This window comes from Williamsia sp. Y712, assembly GCF_059445525.1.
In genome coordinates this window covers 788,622-804,687 of the sequence record NZ_JCAIUN010000004.1, presented here as the reverse complement: position 1 = coordinate 804,687, position 16,066 = coordinate 788,622, and the positions used below count along the sequence as shown (strand labels likewise).

Sequence of the window (16,066 nt, the reverse complement as noted above, 5' to 3'; positions counted from 1 at the left end):
GCGCACTTATCCGGCCGCGACTAGTGACTGAGTCGGTCGATCTCTGAGATCGCAATGTTTGACGTCGGAAAGTATGTGTGCGATCTCGCCAGCATTCCGGCGTTCTCTGTTGATTCTCAGGGTTCAGTCTTGCGTCGACAACACCACATCTAGCCATGTCGTGGAGTACGGACGACCTGGCATCCAGCCGCTAGGAATCAACCGTGAAATATCGATTTCGTCCAACCAGATGGGAGCTTGCAACGGCCGTATACGAGTGACCAGGTACGTATCTCCCTGCGGTTCCGGGTAACCAAGGCGTCGCAACGCCTCACCGGTGACGCCGTCCCAATCAGCAGTTCGTTCGTAGAGCGCCAAGCGAGAGTTGGCATCCTCGTGGCCGTATAGCAATAGCAACGGCCCGTCGAGCTCCCTCTGGTCGCGTCCTATCGCGCCTCGCCGGTCACCGGACCGCAGATTGTAAAGGCCTACTCGACGAATCCATTGCCACTGCGCGTCTGATCGGACGTGACCGAGAAGAACGGCAGTGTCTGCCGGGGGCAGCTCTCCGACTGGTGAACCTGCTGCGGGCTGCTCGGTTCCTTCTCCCGCGTAGGCGCGCGCCGCCCAGTACGTTGCGCGTCGGTGTCTAGTTCCATCGGCCGCGACATGGCGTATCGCGCGAGACACAAAATCGATAAGCACGGTGGTGTCGTCCTGGCTGGCGTGCGGCCGGAGTGGGAAGGCTCCGAGCCCGGGAAGGAATTCGTCGTTCGCATAGGTGAACTCGGCGGATTTCGAACCGGGAAAAAGTACGTACGACCCGGCGGAGTTCCGGATCGCGTCTCGATAGGCGTGCATTTTCAGTAAGTCTGTTCTTTTACTCGTGCCGATGGCACGCTCGGCTTCCTCTTCCTCGTCAACCTCGCCCGTATCGAAGGGGATTGACCAATCGACGCGATACTTGGCGTCAAAGTGGAGCCAAACCTCGTCGCCCCCAGTTGTGCGCACGACCAGGCTCGCATCGGGTCGCATCGGACGTGTCCAGCTCGACTGCCGAAACTCCCTGTTGAAGAAGAGATCAATGAGGACCGTCTCACCTGATACGTCGGCCTCGAACTTCAGTCGCGTTGTGGCTCCAGCTTTTAAGACCAATGACATTCCGTTGGCTGACGGCCGGAAGAGCTCCCGGGCGATTTCGCGGTCCCCGCAGGCTTTCGCGACTGCACTCGCAAGCTGTGTGAAAGTCCAATACTCATACAGCGTCGCAATACTCCTCCGGGACACGAGGAGCGGGTCTTGAAGATCCATCTCCAGCCCCACAGTGCCCTCGACCAGTGCCCATGCGGAATACAACTGGCGATAACCCTCGCGTCGACGTAGCACCTGGTTGTCGCCGGGAAAAACTGAGAGGCGAGCAACTTCCCGGAACAGCGGCGCAGTCAAGAACTCGTCAAGTGACGTGACAACCTCCGCTGCTTGCTGCACGCCGCGTCTTTTGGCTGTACCACCAAGCGCGTCTGCCTGCAAGACCACCGCGGCCGCGATCGCTCGCCAACGCTCTAAGACAAAGCGGACAAACCGATTCGCGATCGTGTCGACCGTGTCTTCGGTCCGCTCGACGAACAGGACGCGAGGCATGGAGGACAGACGTCCCCGTGGGGTGGCGACCCGCGGGCCCGGCTGGCCGAGCTGGCTTCCGAGCCTCGAGGAACCGCGCAACGGTCGCCCAGGGGAGCGTGGTTCGAAGTGGGTTTCCCATGACCGGTGTGGGTCGCCGAGGATTTGAGTGATGGCCCATGAAAGATCTGAGCCCACCAAGAGGGACTGAAGAACAGCGAACTGTTGGTAGAGCAGCCGCGGTGAGCCGCCGGTGTCGCTTCCGAACTCCCCGGAGCTTGGCGCGAACCCCTGGTGCATTGCCTCTATCGAGAGCTCCGCCAAGTCCGCCAGCATCCGTCCGAACGCTTGGTCGTCGGAGAACTTTGCGCTGCGTACGTCGAATCGTCCACGAAATTTCGCTCCGCTGATGGTGGTTACCACGACCGAAACGACGCCGACTGACTCACCCGGGACTAACCGTCCGCTTGCGCTAGTCGCGTCGTCGCTGTCGAACAGCTCGGCCGGCTCAATTTGTTGAATGCACTCAGCGACATCGAGTTTGAACCGATAGACGCCGCCCTCCCTGACCTCCACAGTTCCATTTCGAACATTCAGTTCAGGGCCGAGCCCCGCACGGGGTAGGCGCGAGATGACGAGATTGCCCCGCAGGCCATCCGCAGTTAACTCGACTATGGCTGGGTCCACGATCAATCCGTAAAGCTCACGAATTGATTAATTTCTGCGGAGCGCAGCATGCGCCGAAGCTTCGAGGCGCTGAGCGGCAGAGCCGCCTCAGATGGGTCAGTGGACGAGTACTCATGATCTCCGTCAGGATCAATGGCGAAGGCCGCCAACTGCTTTAACACGGGCTCCGCTCGCCGTCGAGATCCATGGACCTTCGGCAGGACCTTGAGGAGAAGAATATGATCGAGCGCCTGGTTGCGTTCAGTGACGCCGAGCTGTTCGAGCGCTGCGGCGTATCTCAAGCTTTCGTAGAAAACTCGATGGCCGAACTCGTCGTCCGTCACAGTTAGCCGCTGGTGCAAGTCACGGAGGGCGAGCGCGATCGCGGCCCTCCCCATACTTTGCTGTTGCCACGTGTCGTCCAAGACTAAGTCCACCAGGCCCCGGAGGTGAGGAACCTCGGCTGGAAGGACCGCACTCGGCCGCACGATATCGTCGGCAAGATCTTGCGTGCTCGTCCGAACCTCGAAGGTCGTCGCGCGGTCCAGAACTTTGGGCGAGAACTGGTAAGTGGTCTCGTCGACGTTCACTGTGCCAACTACAAATACGTTACGCGGCAACGGAATAAGGCGCTCATCCAAGCTTCGCAGGCGCCATTCACCGTCGGTTCCCAGCGTCAGATTAGGGAGAATAGCATCGCGGGACTCAAAGCCGGAAAGGAAATCAGAGAAATACCTCTCGACGTGCGCCAGGTTCATCTCATCGAGCAGTAGAAGATGAGGCATATCGGGCTCTTCGACCGCAGCTAGTAGGAACCGCAGGGTGTCAGGTACGAACCAGGCGGCTCGGCCCTCGACTGGCGGACGCAATGCGTCCTCATAGCCGAACAGTGCTTCCGGTCCAGTCCAGTCTGGGCGGACAGCCACCGGCAGGAAGCGCCGACCGTTCGGGCCGGATCCGAACCACTCACCGAGCCGTAGCGCCAACTGCGTCTTACCGCTCCCGGACATCCCGGACAGAATTATGAATGGCTTAGTCACCAACGCCGCAAGCAGCGCGACGACGGGATCCCCGTGGCCGGTACGCACTCGAAGACCCGATGAGTCTACCGCCAAACGAAAGGCTGTGGCGATGTCCTCGAGGGTTGACACGCGTGCCGGCACATCGGTAGACCGCTGAATGTCCTCAATATTGCTGTCAGACAAGTCAAGGACGGTGTCAAGATCGCGAAGAATCTCGGCATCTTCAGGCACGGATCCCCGCTCATAGAGTTTGTGCACGATGGTGCTCGCTGCGTAGTCGCGCGCTAAGGTTCCCTCGCCCAGAGAGATCGAGTTATCCGGTTTGAATGAACGATCGGTCAGCTCGCTGCTGGCCAATGCTCTCACCCGTGAGGCGGTCGCCTCAAGCTGCTTAAGCATGTGTTCTTTCCCGGATCTTCTTAACTCTTGGGTACCCTGCGCCACAGTCACGTAGACGCCGGACATGTCCTCTCGAAAGAGGAGTACTGGATATACGCCGCTCTGTGTCGACGAGGTGATCCGCGTATCCAGTAGTGCAATCCAAGGCGCGGCAGCCCAGTTGCCCTGTCCAGCCGAATATTTCGCCTTCACGTTAGGACGGGCCAATAGTGGACCGCTTTGTGCAATGTGCTGTTCGAGTGATCGAAGCGTGGCGATGACGGGGTGCGAACCGCCGAACTTTTCGAGCCGCGCGTCGCTGTACTCAGTCATGAAATGTTCGAGAAGGCCCTGGAGGACCGAATCGCCTGGATTTGTTCGCAGGACGACATCAAACCCGGCTGGCTGGTACGCACCGCGCAGCTGAACGCCACCGTTGAAGTCGGTGTTCTTCAGCGTGCCCTCGTTGGGATGGTCGAAGCCGTACGCGACCCCGGCAATGGCTTTCGGGTCGTACTCGCGCCCATCCACTACCAGTGCATATGCCGTTGCGCGACCAAACCCATGCTTGCTGAGAAACGCGTCTCGACCGAGTTCGTCGTACTCAGCAATCGCACGTTCGATTGCATCTCGCGACAGAACGCCAAGAGCCATTATATTGATTCCATGCGACGCATGGGCACAATCTTATGCACACCCCATGGATTTTTCGTCGGCCCGCGCCATCGGGTCGTCGCCTATCGGTCGCGTGGCCATCTCGTTCCTGTCTACGAGAAGAGTGGTTCGCCATCGAGATTGGGGACGAAGGACCTGTTCGCGATACGGCGTTGGGTCACCTTGGGTTCGTGGCCTAGCTCGAGTTCGTTCCCGCCGAGGCGATCTGGTGGTCGAGCAGTGCTCGGGCGCCGGTGCAACTCGTTAACGAGTCTGCCGGGTCCAAGCCGACGATGATTAGGTGTCTATGTCGACGTGTCCGGGCTGCCGTGACGAATAGAACCGGCGGTTCGTTCAAGACTTAGGCCATTGCACCGAACGGCGCCGATATCGTGACGGGGATGTCGGTATCGTCCGGTCGAGGTTAAGTATTGACAGCCCATCCGGTCGGTGATGCTGGCTGGCCACTGCAGCCAAGTAATCCCAGTCGAGATGTGCGCGTCGACTCTGGTGTAAACCTCGACTACCCGCCGTTAATCCCGCGATGCGGGAACCTATCAGCTAGATGGCATTTCGGCGCCGTTGCGTCCGTGAAAGTGTGATGATTGAGTGCGGAAAACAATAGTCATACTTTCGCCATTCGATCGAACGTCGAGGACAACTCATCTGGAAGGATGACGTGGACGCCCTGATCCCTCGCATAGCTTAGATGCCGATCGTCAAGTACGTGTCGACCCACCACAAGAAGCGACCGATCGACTTCATTATTATTCACTGCCTCCGTCAGACGCTGAATGCGCTGCTTGAAGGCGTCAAATGTGGGGCGATTCAGCCATGAAGCAGTTATGATGCCGAGGCGAACGTTATTGCTGAGATTTAAAATGATGTCGATATGAGGATTCGTTGTTGAAACAGTAATCGTCCCGTGGCGTTGGGCTTCAGTGAGTGCAAGATTCTCGAGGGCAGCCGACTCGATCGTGCGAAGGGCTCGCACGAGCTCACTGAAGAGCCAGGTCACGGCGGTAGCGCCCTCTGCGGTGAGTTCGGAGCCGAACCGCGAAGCCGAGCCTTGACTCGTGTAGATTAAAATCGGATAGTCCCTGTCCGGGAAACGTTGACGGACTTCTCGTAACAGGTGCTGGCCGGCAGGGACGGGCCCCGCGTTTTCGTGTTCGCGCTTGAGGTCGGTAATGATTGCGTCCACCCCCGAATCATTGTTGTCCAACAGTTCCAACGCCTCTTTGTTTGAATTCGCCAATACCACCTCGAATAACTCGCTCAGGCTAGCTATTTCAAACTCGTTGTTTTCGTGATGGTCATCTATCCAGAGAATCTTCTGAACTTGGTGGACGGCGGTGTGGTGTTGAATCAAGCTGGACTGCAATGCGTTAGTTTCGAACGCGCCATCGCCACGATTTGATGAGTCGGCGATTTCGTCAAATAATTGGCGAATGGCCGCCTGCTGCAGCTTCAGGACATCGATTGTTTCCTGAAGGCTAGTGACCGCGGTTTCCTTCCATTCGGCTTTCGCGCCGCCCAGCTCGAGGGCCTTCAGTTGGGGCACGAACGGAGCAATTAGAATGATGGCTATCAGGGCGACGCTCGTGGTATCGACCTGCGGGCGTGCAGGTTCGAAAAAAGTGTGGACCACGAGTGCTGTTGTTGCGACGGCAATCACCACGCATATCGTGACCCACACCCGGGCTCCATCCTTGCGAGCAGTGGCCTGAGCGCGGTCTAATCCGGCCAGTGCTTGCTCTGCCCGAGCTAGTGCATCGCGTGGGGAGTTCGTAGTTCGCGTGTCGATGGATTCGTTCTGGTCCATGCCGAGGCGTCTCTCTTGGGTTTAGTGTTCCGGAGTTCGCTGGGCGTTTGCCTTGCGGTCGTGTTAGGGCATTCGTTGTTCAGTGTAGATTTGACCTCGCAGTCGCGCTCTCGAATTGGTCTGGCGCCTTGACTCTTCGAAGTACACCAACGTGTGGGGCATGAATATGACCAGCACGAACCTGCACGGTTGGCCGTTCCTGCTCGAAGCCCGCAAAAACAACGGCGCCTAGATCGTTGTCTAGATCCGATGCGTACCCGCGCTGTGCGACAAGCGGATTGGCATATCGCCATCAAACCCGGCACCGACGGTGCCCTCGCGATGGGTTTGATCAATGAAATTATCACTCAGGGACTCCCCCGACGCGGACTACGTCGAGAAGCACATACCGTCGGCCAGTACGGCAATGCTGCGGACAAGCGGGTCGCCCAAGGTGAGCAGTTCGTGTTCATCGGCCCGGCCGATGCTGTGGAGCGGGGTATGAGGCCGGGGACATCGTCCGGGTCTTCAACGACCGGGGTGTGTTCCAGGGGCCGGCCGCGATGGAACCGAATCTGATGCCGGGATTGGTGTTGGCCAACGTCGGGCATTGTCAGAACAAGTGCTCCGGATCGACGGGGAATTCAGTTACCGCAGATCGGCATTCAACTCTGGGCAATGCCGGGGTGAACTCCGACAACCTCGTCGACGTGGAGAAGGCCGACTTGCCGGCGGTGGCGGGTCTGAGACACGCAACCACGGACTACGGCGAGGGCACTCCGACCTCGTCGCAGATCGGTCCGGTGATGTACCCCTGCTCGCAGCCGTGCTGGGTTTGGATCTCCCCACTGGCCGGTTCCTCGCCACACGCAGTGCCACACCGCTCGAAACCACTGATCACACCATCGCCATTTTGGTCCTGATCTGCCAGTCGGCAGTACGTAGGTGTCACACGATGGTTCGTACCCGGTGGTTCCGTCTGAGTAGATGGCAGTGCCGGACTGATACAGAGGTCGCCGCACACGAAAGTGACGACTTCTGGCGGAGTTTCAACCGGCGGCGGGATCGGCGTCGCGGCGCTCGCCGACGACGGGCCGGGCGAGACCGCTGTGGAGGAGATAGGTGCACTGGTCGCCTCACTCGATACGACCGACGAGCTGTCCGTCTCCCGAGTCTTGTGCGGTCGAACTGCAACCAATGGCCAGCAGGGCGCAGCCGGTTAGGACGCCGGCCAGGCGTAGGGGAGAGCGCATCATCGTCAGCATTCGCGAGGCCCACGGATCTTCATGGCCGAGAGGGGCGTTGTGGTCCTCGGTAATGAGGCCCTGCACATGGGGCCGATCATGCACCCTGGCGGCCAGCAGTGCGCAGCCCGAGGACGTAGGGAGCGGGTGCGACGGCGGGATTGGATGATTCCACGTTGTCACCGTGTCCCTGGGCTCTGTGACGACAGCCGTGCCGGGCTTCAATCCCACTAACTGTGGTGCGGTAGGAAGTGTATTCATTGCCATTCACTTCTTCTAGCGTGCGATATCCAGGCTCCGTGGCCGCCGAGGCCAGACGGCACGTGGGGCGAGGTCCCGTCCTATCCGAGCGGGCCTGCTGCTGCAGCTGGGACTCGCCACAAGTCCCACCGAACACGCGATGCTCGCTAACCGCAACCTTTGGGGGTGCGTAATTACCCGGACACCGCGTCCGTGAAAATGGTCCCCCTGCAATTCGCACCTGGTAATTTCCGCAGAATGGCCCCCACCGTCGCACGCCTGCCCCACCTGCTCCTGAGCGTCCTAGCGATGGTGACTCTCGCCGCGGTGAGCATGTTCGCCGGTGCGGGAGGTGCCGGCGCGGCCCCGGTGCCGGCGTTCTACCAGCCGCCCACCGATGTCTCGGCTACCCCGGGAAGCATTCTTCGGTCTGAACCCTCATCACTGGCGTTCAGTATTCCCACCGGCGGCGGCGCCTTTCCCGCCACTGGCACCCGCATCATGTACGCCAGCACCGACGTCAATGGTGCACCGATCGCCGTCACCGGCACCTACTTTGAGCCGGCCATTGCGTGGGCCAAGCCTGGTCCGCGTCCGATCATCAGCATGGCCGTCGGTACCCACGGTCAAGGCGATCAGTGTGCACCGTCGCGCCTGTTCAACTCCGTCATTCACTACGGCGGTGGACTCGACGTGATGGTGCAGTACGAGATTGCTGCGATCTATGCGGCGGTCGCTCAGGGCATCCCGGTGGTCGTCACCGACTATCAAGGTCTGGGCACCCCTGCCGTGCACGGATACCTCAACCGCGTGGGCCAGGCCCACGCGGTGCTCGACGCGGCCCGCGCGGCTATCGACCTGAAATCCCTCCCGGGTAACACTCCAGTCGGGATGTGGGGCTACTCGCAGGGCGGGGGAGCGGTCGCCGGAGCCGCCGAACTGCAAGGCCAGTACGCGCCCGAGCTCAACGTCAGCGGAACCTACGCCGGCGCACCGCCCGTGGACCCGCTGAAGACCCTGGCGCTCGCCGAAGGTGGAATCCTCACCGGCGCTGTCGGATACGCGCTCAACGGCATCTACGCCGACTATCCCGAGGCCCGTCCTGAACTCGACCGGGTGCTCAACAAAGCGGGCAAGTCGCTGCTGCGTGAGACTGCGAACCAGTGTGTACCGGAAACGCTTGCGCGGTACGCCTTCCAACGGACGAGTGCGTGGACGAGCAGTGGCCGTCCCCTGGGTGAGGTGGCCACTGCCAGCCCGGTCCTCAAGCCGATCTTCGACCAGCAGCGCATCGGTACCCTGACTCCCGAAGCGCCGATTCTCATCGTGGCATCCAACAGTGACGACGTGGTGCCGTGGAGTAGCTCGCGCGAGGTCGCCCGCGAATGGTGCGGTCGGGGGGCGACGGTGCAGTTCACCACCTTCCCGCTGCCACAAATACTTCCGGGAACCGCAGCAGCACACGGTATCCCGGAATTCTTCGGTATCCCGACCGCGCTTGGTTGGATGATCGACCGGTTCACGGGGGTGCCCCAGTCGCGGTGTGTCATCGCATGACCACGGTCACCTCACGGCCAATCACTGAGAGCTACGAATGATCACTTAGTCTTTTGCGGAGGGATTCTTCTCCCTGGAGTTGCCGTCGTTGCCCTGCTCGGCGGTGAAAGCGCCCTTTGGGTCAATCGCGATGTGCAGGTTCTGGGACTTAGCATTTCCAAACTTCACATTCGTGAAAGCTGATTCGACATTCTTGCTCCAAGCTCCATGAATTTGACGACATCTTCGAGTTCGATGCTGCCGTTCTTCAGCTGATCTTCGTATCGGACCAATACGTAGTGCATGAAGTTTGCTGCCATCAAACGTTTTTGATAACGCGTTGCCTGGTCGAGGGCGGCCCTGCCGAGGCTCAGGACGCCAAAGATCAGGGAAGCCACGACAACTGCAAAGGCGGTGCCGCGAAAGAGTTCGAAGACGGCGACCAGTGGGTTGTCGGGATTTTCGATGATTTTTTGTACGCCGGTGTCTGTCAATCCAGGAAGGATCCACAGTGCCCAGCCGATGAAGACACCACCGATCGCGAAGATTGCTACGGCCGCGTAGCGGAGCCACCTGATCGCACTGCCCAGGGTTGTGAGTACCTTTTCGTAACTCCCTATGCCATCGGTCCTGTCACGCGCTAGGGCTATCTGGGCGGCGCTGGTTACATCATCGTCAAGAACGGTCATTGCAGAAGTTTTGCATATAACTCTCCGAGATGGACATCCAAAGGTGTTGGCTAACTTAGTGTTTCTAGGTAATTCGCTCCGGGAAGATTGGTGAATCTACTCGGTCGTCAACGCGGGTTGCTGTGTTCGCAGCGTGTCGACGTATCGCGATGCGTGGGCGTTGGCACCGCAAGGATGGACGGTAGGGAAGAACGCCTTCGTGTCACACATCGTGCCCGACCAGCTCGGAACTGGCGCAGTCGGGTGTCAGGATCGTAATGGTCCATGACTCTGGCCGTGATGCCTACGCTTCGGGCCATGTTCGTTGCCGCCCAAGATGTTCGGCGAAGTGCGGGTGATCCTTCTGCTGTAGTCAGCCCTTCAAGCGCGGGCGACAGCGAATTCCCTGTCGCCCGCGCCGAGCCAAGCGTGCGCTCGCATCGTATTCAGCAGTCGCCGGTTTCACCGATCTTGACGACCGACAGAACCGCCTCACCTTCGGTGATGGGGGTTCCGGCCTCGGGTGTCTGGCCTACCACGACCCAGTTGCTGTCGATGACCTGTCGGCGTCCTTCGCCTGTGGCATCGCTGCTGCGAGAGTAGAAGACGCCGTTCTCCTGAATGAGGTCCTGTGCATCTTGAAGGTTCATGCACATCACGGCAGGCATAATGCCGCCGGTGGCGGCCGCAGACGTGGTCTCTGGAGCGACCGGGGCGACTGCGCGCGTTGATGTCGGTGCAGGGGCGACTGTGGTCGTGGTGGGTTCAACGGTGACGGTGCTCGGTGGGACCGTCACCGTTGCAGCGGACGAGCTTGCTGCAGTCGTGGAGGCGTCTTTCTCCTCTTCGCCACCGCCGGCAACAGCGGCGATGACGAAAAGTACGACGACTGCGGCGATGCCGCCAAAGATCCACGGCTTCTTGGACTTCTTCGGCGTTTGGCCGGATGGATTGCCGTCACCCGGGGTGGCCCATGAGGGCTGTTCGGAGTTCGAACCGTTGAATGGAGGTGGGGGAGGTGGTGTCACGAGATCCGTTCTTTCTGTTGTTGATACCGAGTGCATCGGACAGTGATCCGCTTCGAGGAAGCGGTGGATACGACTCGGAAGGACAGTCAACGTCTCCGGACGCCGAGGCATGACGGCCATGGTGAGACGATGTGGTGAGAGCCCTTCGGGCACATCGGGGGTGGAACTAGCCCGGCACGTTTCGCGGAACGTTCAAAGGCGTCAGCTGGTTATAGTAGCGGCAACCGAAAGCGTTACAGATATTCGGGAATCATATTGGGCTGTAACGGATCACCCGAAAATTCATCTGAACATATGATTGCGGTGCGCGGCATGCAGGCGGCCTGAATCCGATTGGCCGGCAGTGCTGTCTGATGAGCTGGGGGATTACAGCGCGGGCTTCATCGCATTCAATACGCTCAGCGAGCTGCTGCACCACGGATCGCGTCAGCAAGGCCGGCGTACCTGACTTCGACAGGCTTGACACGGGCCCGAAGACTGTTGATGGTGACTGATTTCTGTTCGCCCAACGCGCTGTTGATCGCTGAGGTCGGGGAGACGAGAAACGTCCACTGGTCTAGGTCGAGTGGATCGGCGCGGTCCCGGTCAGTCGTCCCGAAAACGCAGAAGACGTAGACATCTGCTTCGCGACGGCGTGCCTCGGAGTACGAGTTCGTTTCGGCGAACCATGCCGTTGCGGGGCTGACGCTGAACGAGATCGCGGACGGCGACATTTGTTTCCAAGATTGAAGATAGGCAGCGGACTTCACCTCGACACGCAAACCGTCCGCGGTCACGAGATCGTAGGCATCCCATTCGCGTCGGACATCGCCGTCGACACACCCCAGTGCCATCCCCACGATGTACTCCGCGAGTACTCCGCGTGTGGTGTTGCTGAGCAGATCCGACGTGGACCACTCCCAGAAGTCATGGATCGCTCCAGGTGACGGGCTTCCTCGATGAATGAACAGGGCATCGGGCCGCCGGCGACGTGCACGCTGGTACTCGCCGGTGAATGCTTGGGCTCGTTCGTTCACCGCCCGAGCATAGGGCGTCTGGACCACACACCGCGTGACAATATCGGGCCACAGGGCGTCAATCGCCCGATCGTGAGGGCATACAGTTCTCGTGCATTGGTGACTGGTCGACAGCTGGGGGGACTGATGAGGCGCTGGGCAAGTTACGCGTGCGCGACGGTGGTGGCGTGTGTGTTGTCGAGTTGTGCTGCAGCGCAGGTTGAGGTGTTTGAAGAATCTGACGCCTCTGCGGACCGAATCGCCGAGATCAGGCAGCGGCTCGGGGGGCTGCCACCGCTAGAACAGGTGGCCCTGGAGTTCGAGGCACTCTCATGGCGGATCGCCGAAGCGGTGAACAACGTAGTGCCTGAGCTGTATTGGGACGAGCGGCAGAGCGTCGGGAAGTTGGCGTGTCCTGGTGAGCTGAGCGAAACCGGCGGATTCACGGTGACGACGACAATGCTGGTCTCGTCGACGCCGATTCCGCCTGAGAAGTGGACGCCGGCTCTGGCTGTGGTGCAAGCGGCGGCGGCCGAGTTGGGTCTGACAAGATCAACGATCCGACAGGATCAGCTGAAGTCACACGATGTGGTCTTCTACGGTTCCGACGGTGCGTCGCTCACATTCGGTAGTCGGAAAGCTGCACTCATCTCGCTGACCACGCCGTGCCGACTCGAGGATGCTCGCAATGGCTGAACGCGGAGGTTTCTCAATGCGGTTGTTCCGAGTGCGCTAGCACCTCGAAGTGGTGCCATAACCGGGTCAAGCCAGGCGCTACGGGGAATGCGTCGTACTACTCAGAACCGCGATGACCACCCCGGCGATGGTCAGCACCCCGACGACGGTCGCCATGATCCATGCCAGCCGACGACGATGTCGCCTGGCGGCGTTGATGCTGACGCCGATGCTGATCAAAATCGCCATGGAGTACAACGAGATCCCGAGGGTCAGTGCTTCGGGGGAGATGTCCAGGGCGATGGCGCGTTCGGTCACGTGAACCAGTAGAGCATTCGCGCTGTGCCGGTCTCCGGGCTAGTGGTCAATGCGCGGCGTCGGCCTTCTTGCGCTTGGGGATCACGTGCATGATCGCCACGATGATCGCGCCGACGATCAGACCGAACACTGCTGACACCGTGGTGCCAGCGATCCAGGAGAGCACTCCACCGAACCCTCCGTGGACGAGGTGTCCGAACCAGTGCTCGAGGTCGTGAAGTTGATCGGCGGGCCAGTGGAACCCGGCTTCGCCGATGTTGATCAGCAGGATGTGTCCGCCGACCCACAACATCGCTGCGATGCCGACGACCGTCAGAACGCTCATCAGTTTCGGCATGGCCGTCACCAGGCCGCGGCCGACACGTTGGCTCAGCGTCGACTTGCGCCCTGCCAGCGCCAGACCGACGTCGTCCATCTTCACGATCAGCGCCACGACGCCGTAGACGAGCGCGGTGATGAGGAACGCGACGGCGATGAGGACCAGCAGACGGGTCACGAACGGTTCGTCTTCCACCGACGACAGCGAGAGCACCATGATCTCGGCCGACAGGATCAGGTCGGTGCGGATCGCGCCGTTGACCATCGTCTTCTCGAACTCGGGGCCACGCTCGGTGGGCTCGTCGGCGTCACCGGAGTGGCCGGTGATCGCCTCGTAGACCTTTTCGGCGCCCTCGTAGGACAGGAACAGGCCGCCGGCGATCAGCAGATACGGCAGAGCTCCGGGGAGGAACTGGCTCAGCAGCATGGCCACCGGCAGGATGATCAGGAGCTTGTTGCGGATCGATCCGAGCGCGATCTTGCCGACGATGGGCAGTTCGCGGGCAGGGGAGAATCCGTGCACGTAGCGGGGCGTGACAGCAGTGTCGTCGACAACCACGCCTGCTGCCTTGACACTGGCCTTGCCTGCTGCCGCTGCGACATCGTCGAGGGACGCCGCGGCAACCTTCGTGATCGCTGCGATGTCATCCAGCAGTGCGACGAGTCCGCCGGCCACGGGAACCTCCTAGTTCGACGGTGTGCATCCACCCGAAGGATACGTCGTCGGCGGCCTGCAGCCGATTCGTGCCAGACCAACGTGGCCGATGCCGGTTTCTGGACCAGTCCTGGCTCTGGATCACAACGTTGTCCAACATGGCGAGGCGACCCGCTGGTCCTCGTGAACTGCTTCGGGCGGCGACATCATCGATGGGTGTCCGGCCCGACGGTGATTTCCACGCGTTCGCATTACAGGACCGGTCCACTATTCGTGGGACTGTTTTCTGTATGCCGTTGTGCCAGCGGTAATTCGGTAGCAGAAATACTTGCACTAACTAATTGAAAAAGGACAATCCTGGCGCGCAGATTTCGAATCTGTGCGTCAGAATGTCGGGATGCGTTCTTATGGCCGGGGGAACCGGTGACGGCCCGCCGAGTGTTACAGGTGGCGGTGATTGACGACCATGAGTCCGTGGTGGAGGGATTGCGGACGATCATCGAGGAGGGCGAGGACATGGCCTTCGTTGCCGGTGCAGAGACGGTGGATCAGTTGTTGCAGTCCACCTCGGACATCGGACTGGTGATCCTCGACCTCCGCTTGTCCGACGGTTCGTCGCCCCATTCGAATGTGACCCGGCTACGCGAAGCCGACATCGAAGCGCTTGTCTACACCTCCGGCGATGAACCGTTTCTGGTGCGGGAAGCTGCCTCCGCGGGTGTCCTCGGGGTGATCCGCAAGTCTGCTCGTAAGGCCGAGATCCAGGACGCGATCCGAACTGCTGGAGCGGGAAGACAAGTGGCGTCGGTGGATTGGGCGGCCGCACTCGACTCGGATCCCGGCTTTGTTGACCTCTCACCGCGGTTGCGGCAGGTGCTGGAGTTGTATGCGTCGGGAGAACCGACGGCGCGGGTGGCGAAAGAAACCGGTTTGTCGCCGGAAACCGTCAGCGACTACGTCGACCGCATCCGCCGCAAGTACCGCGACGCGGGACGGCCCGCACCCACCAAAACCGACCTGTACAAACGAGCGATTGAGGACGGATGGCTACCGATTCCGCGACGTTTCCGGCGATAGCCGCGGCGATCGGGGACGAAGCCAAAACCGCCGGACACCGTATCCTGCAACAATTCTCACTGTTCGTCGGTGGAGGCTACCTCTTCTACCTCGTCCTGGTGATCCCCAACATCGGGCAGTCCACGGAAGTGATGGCCGGGTGGTGGACGGTCTCGGCACTCGTGTTGATCTTCGGGACCGGGCTCGTCATGGGAGCCGTTGCGATGCGAAGCAGTATCCCGGCGCTGCGCAGGACCGCATCGGTCGCAGCGATCGGTTACGTGGCGGCCCTGGCACTCTGGCCGCTGGGTTGGGACGGGATGCTCCTGGCCAGCGAAAGAGGCATGTGGTTCTCGCAATTCAGTGGGCTTCCGGCCATCGTCGCTGCTGCGGCGTGGCGGGCGCGGTGGGCGTTTGCCTATCTGGCCGGGGTCACCGTGGTGGTCCAGCTGATCAATCACGAGGTCCGAGCGCCTGAGTTCAATGGGCCGGTGATCCCCGAGATCGCCTGGGCGTTCGCGTTTTGCTTGATCCCGTTCTCGGCCGCGGTGATGGGCATCCGGACCGCGGGGATCCTTGATGCAACGCGTGAGTCGGCGTACGCGGCGGCAGCGGAAGCCGCTGCGACACAAGCGAGAACACTGGAACGAACGCGTTTTGACGCACTGACCCACGACGGTGTGATGTCGACGTTGCTCGCCGCCGCGCGCCAGGGCGCCTCGCAGCGCCTCGCCGTTCAGGCCAAACGCACCCTGGCCGACATGGACGGATTTCACACACAACCGACCGACGACGACGTTCTCTTGGTCAATGCGGCAGTTGCTCAATTGCGCGGCGCGGTCGTCGATGCGGATCCGACCGTCGCAGCTGACGTCACGAGAAGCGATGACGCACAGTCTTATCCGGTGAATGTGGTGCTGACCATCGCCGCAGCCACCACCGAGGCCGTGCGCAACAGCGTCACCCACGCCGGACCGGCGGCGACGCGAAGTGTGGTCGCCCGCTTCGAGCCCGACTCGATCCGGGTGGACGTGTGCGACGACGGCGTCGGATTCGATTTGCGTGCGGTCGCGCCACAACGATTGGGTCTTGCGGTGAGTATTCGTGGGCGGCTGTCCGTTCTGGACGGTGGAAGCGCCACAGTCGACTCGAAACCTGGCCACGGAACCCGGATCGGCATCAGCTGGACGCGGTCACAGTGATCACCCGG

At 60.8% G+C, this 16,066-nt stretch carries 14 protein-coding genes; 6 read left to right on the top strand and 8 right to left on the bottom strand.

The genetic code is table 11. From position 1 onward, the window contains the following. Positions 1 to 123 precede the first annotated feature (123 nt). The 3 genes from AC1D75_RS26930 to AC1D75_RS26920 form a co-directional block, all read right to left on the bottom strand. Entirely contained in the window at positions 124 to 2,286 is a 2,163-nt protein-coding gene (locus AC1D75_RS26930; protein WP_495518368.1) for a DUF2357 domain-containing protein, read from the bottom strand. 2 nt (positions 2,287 to 2,288) lie between these two features. Next, the gene (locus tag AC1D75_RS26925) at positions 2,289 to 4,319 is read right to left on the bottom strand and encodes an McrB family protein (RefSeq protein ID WP_495518367.1); all 2,031 of its coding nucleotides are present in this window, start codon (positions 4,317 to 4,319) and stop codon (positions 2,289 to 2,291) included. Between the two features lie 625 nt (positions 4,320 to 4,944). After that, on the bottom strand, positions 4,945 to 6,144 hold the full coding sequence (locus AC1D75_RS26920) for a hypothetical protein (RefSeq protein WP_495518366.1): 1,200 nt from the start codon (positions 6,142 to 6,144) through the stop codon (positions 4,945 to 4,947). A gap of 521 nt (positions 6,145 to 6,665) precedes the next feature. On the opposite strand from AC1D75_RS26920, the gene AC1D75_RS26915 reads away from it, so the two are divergent. The 3 genes from AC1D75_RS26915 (at position 6,666) to AC1D75_RS26905 (ending at position 9,164) form a co-directional block, all read left to right on the top strand. After that, positions 6,666 to 7,046: a hypothetical protein gene (locus tag AC1D75_RS26915; protein WP_495518365.1), complete on the top strand. Its 381-nt coding sequence runs from the start codon at positions 6,666 to 6,668 to the stop codon at positions 7,044 to 7,046. Between the two features lie 105 nt (positions 7,047 to 7,151). Then, on the top strand, positions 7,152 to 7,346 hold the full coding sequence (locus tag AC1D75_RS26910; protein WP_495518364.1) for a hypothetical protein: 195 nt from the start codon (positions 7,152 to 7,154) through the stop codon (positions 7,344 to 7,346). Positions 7,347 to 7,865: 519 nt separating this feature from the next. Next, a complete protein-coding gene (locus tag AC1D75_RS26905) occupies positions 7,866 to 9,164 on the top strand; it encodes a lipase family protein (RefSeq protein WP_495518363.1) in 1,299 nt (432 codons plus the stop codon). Positions 9,165 to 9,328: 164 nt separating this feature from the next. On the opposite strand, the gene AC1D75_RS26900 is transcribed toward AC1D75_RS26905, so the two are convergent. The 3 genes from AC1D75_RS26900 to AC1D75_RS26890 all read right to left on the bottom strand — a co-directional run bounded on the left by AC1D75_RS26900 (position 9,329) and on the right by AC1D75_RS26890 (position 11,855). Then, entirely contained in the window at positions 9,329 to 9,832 is a 504-nt protein-coding gene (locus AC1D75_RS26900; RefSeq protein ID WP_495518362.1) for a hypothetical protein, read from the bottom strand. 425 nt (positions 9,833 to 10,257) lie between these two features. Then, positions 10,258 to 10,839: a PASTA domain-containing protein gene (locus AC1D75_RS26895; RefSeq protein ID WP_495518361.1), complete on the bottom strand. Its 582-nt coding sequence runs from the start codon at positions 10,837 to 10,839 to the stop codon at positions 10,258 to 10,260. A gap of 398 nt (positions 10,840 to 11,237) precedes the next feature. After that, positions 11,238 to 11,855 carry a hypothetical protein gene (locus tag AC1D75_RS26890; protein WP_495518360.1) on the bottom strand — a complete coding sequence of 206 codons (618 nt, stop codon included), beginning with the start codon at positions 11,853 to 11,855 and terminating at the stop codon, positions 11,238 to 11,240. Between the two features lie 204 nt (positions 11,856 to 12,059). Between AC1D75_RS26890 and AC1D75_RS26885 the strand changes: the two genes are divergently transcribed. Next, a complete protein-coding gene (locus AC1D75_RS26885) occupies positions 12,060 to 12,530 on the top strand; it encodes an LppA family lipoprotein (RefSeq protein WP_495518359.1) in 471 nt (156 codons plus the stop codon). 78 nt (positions 12,531 to 12,608) lie between these two features. On the opposite strand, the gene AC1D75_RS26880 is transcribed toward AC1D75_RS26885, so the two are convergent. Both AC1D75_RS26880 and AC1D75_RS26875 read right to left on the bottom strand, forming a co-directional pair. Next, the gene (locus tag AC1D75_RS26880; RefSeq protein ID WP_495518358.1) at positions 12,609 to 12,827 is read right to left on the bottom strand and encodes a hypothetical protein; all 219 of its coding nucleotides are present in this window, start codon (positions 12,825 to 12,827) and stop codon (positions 12,609 to 12,611) included. Between the two features lie 46 nt (positions 12,828 to 12,873). Continuing rightward, positions 12,874 to 13,821 carry a DUF808 domain-containing protein gene (locus AC1D75_RS26875; RefSeq protein ID WP_495518357.1) on the bottom strand — a complete coding sequence of 316 codons (948 nt, stop codon included), beginning with the start codon at positions 13,819 to 13,821 and terminating at the stop codon, positions 12,874 to 12,876. Positions 13,822 to 14,253: 432 nt separating this feature from the next. Between AC1D75_RS26875 and AC1D75_RS26870 the strand changes: the two genes are divergently transcribed. Beyond that, positions 14,254 to 14,877 (top strand): response regulator, encoded by a 624-nt coding sequence (locus tag AC1D75_RS26870; protein WP_495518356.1) that lies wholly within the window; start codon positions 14,254 to 14,256, stop codon positions 14,875 to 14,877. After that, on the top strand, positions 14,844 to 16,058 hold the full coding sequence (locus tag AC1D75_RS26865) for a sensor histidine kinase (protein ID WP_495518355.1): 1,215 nt from the start codon (positions 14,844 to 14,846) through the stop codon (positions 16,056 to 16,058). Before AC1D75_RS26870 ends, AC1D75_RS26865 begins: the two co-directional genes overlap by 34 nt. Positions 16,059 to 16,066: the final 8 nt, after the last annotated feature.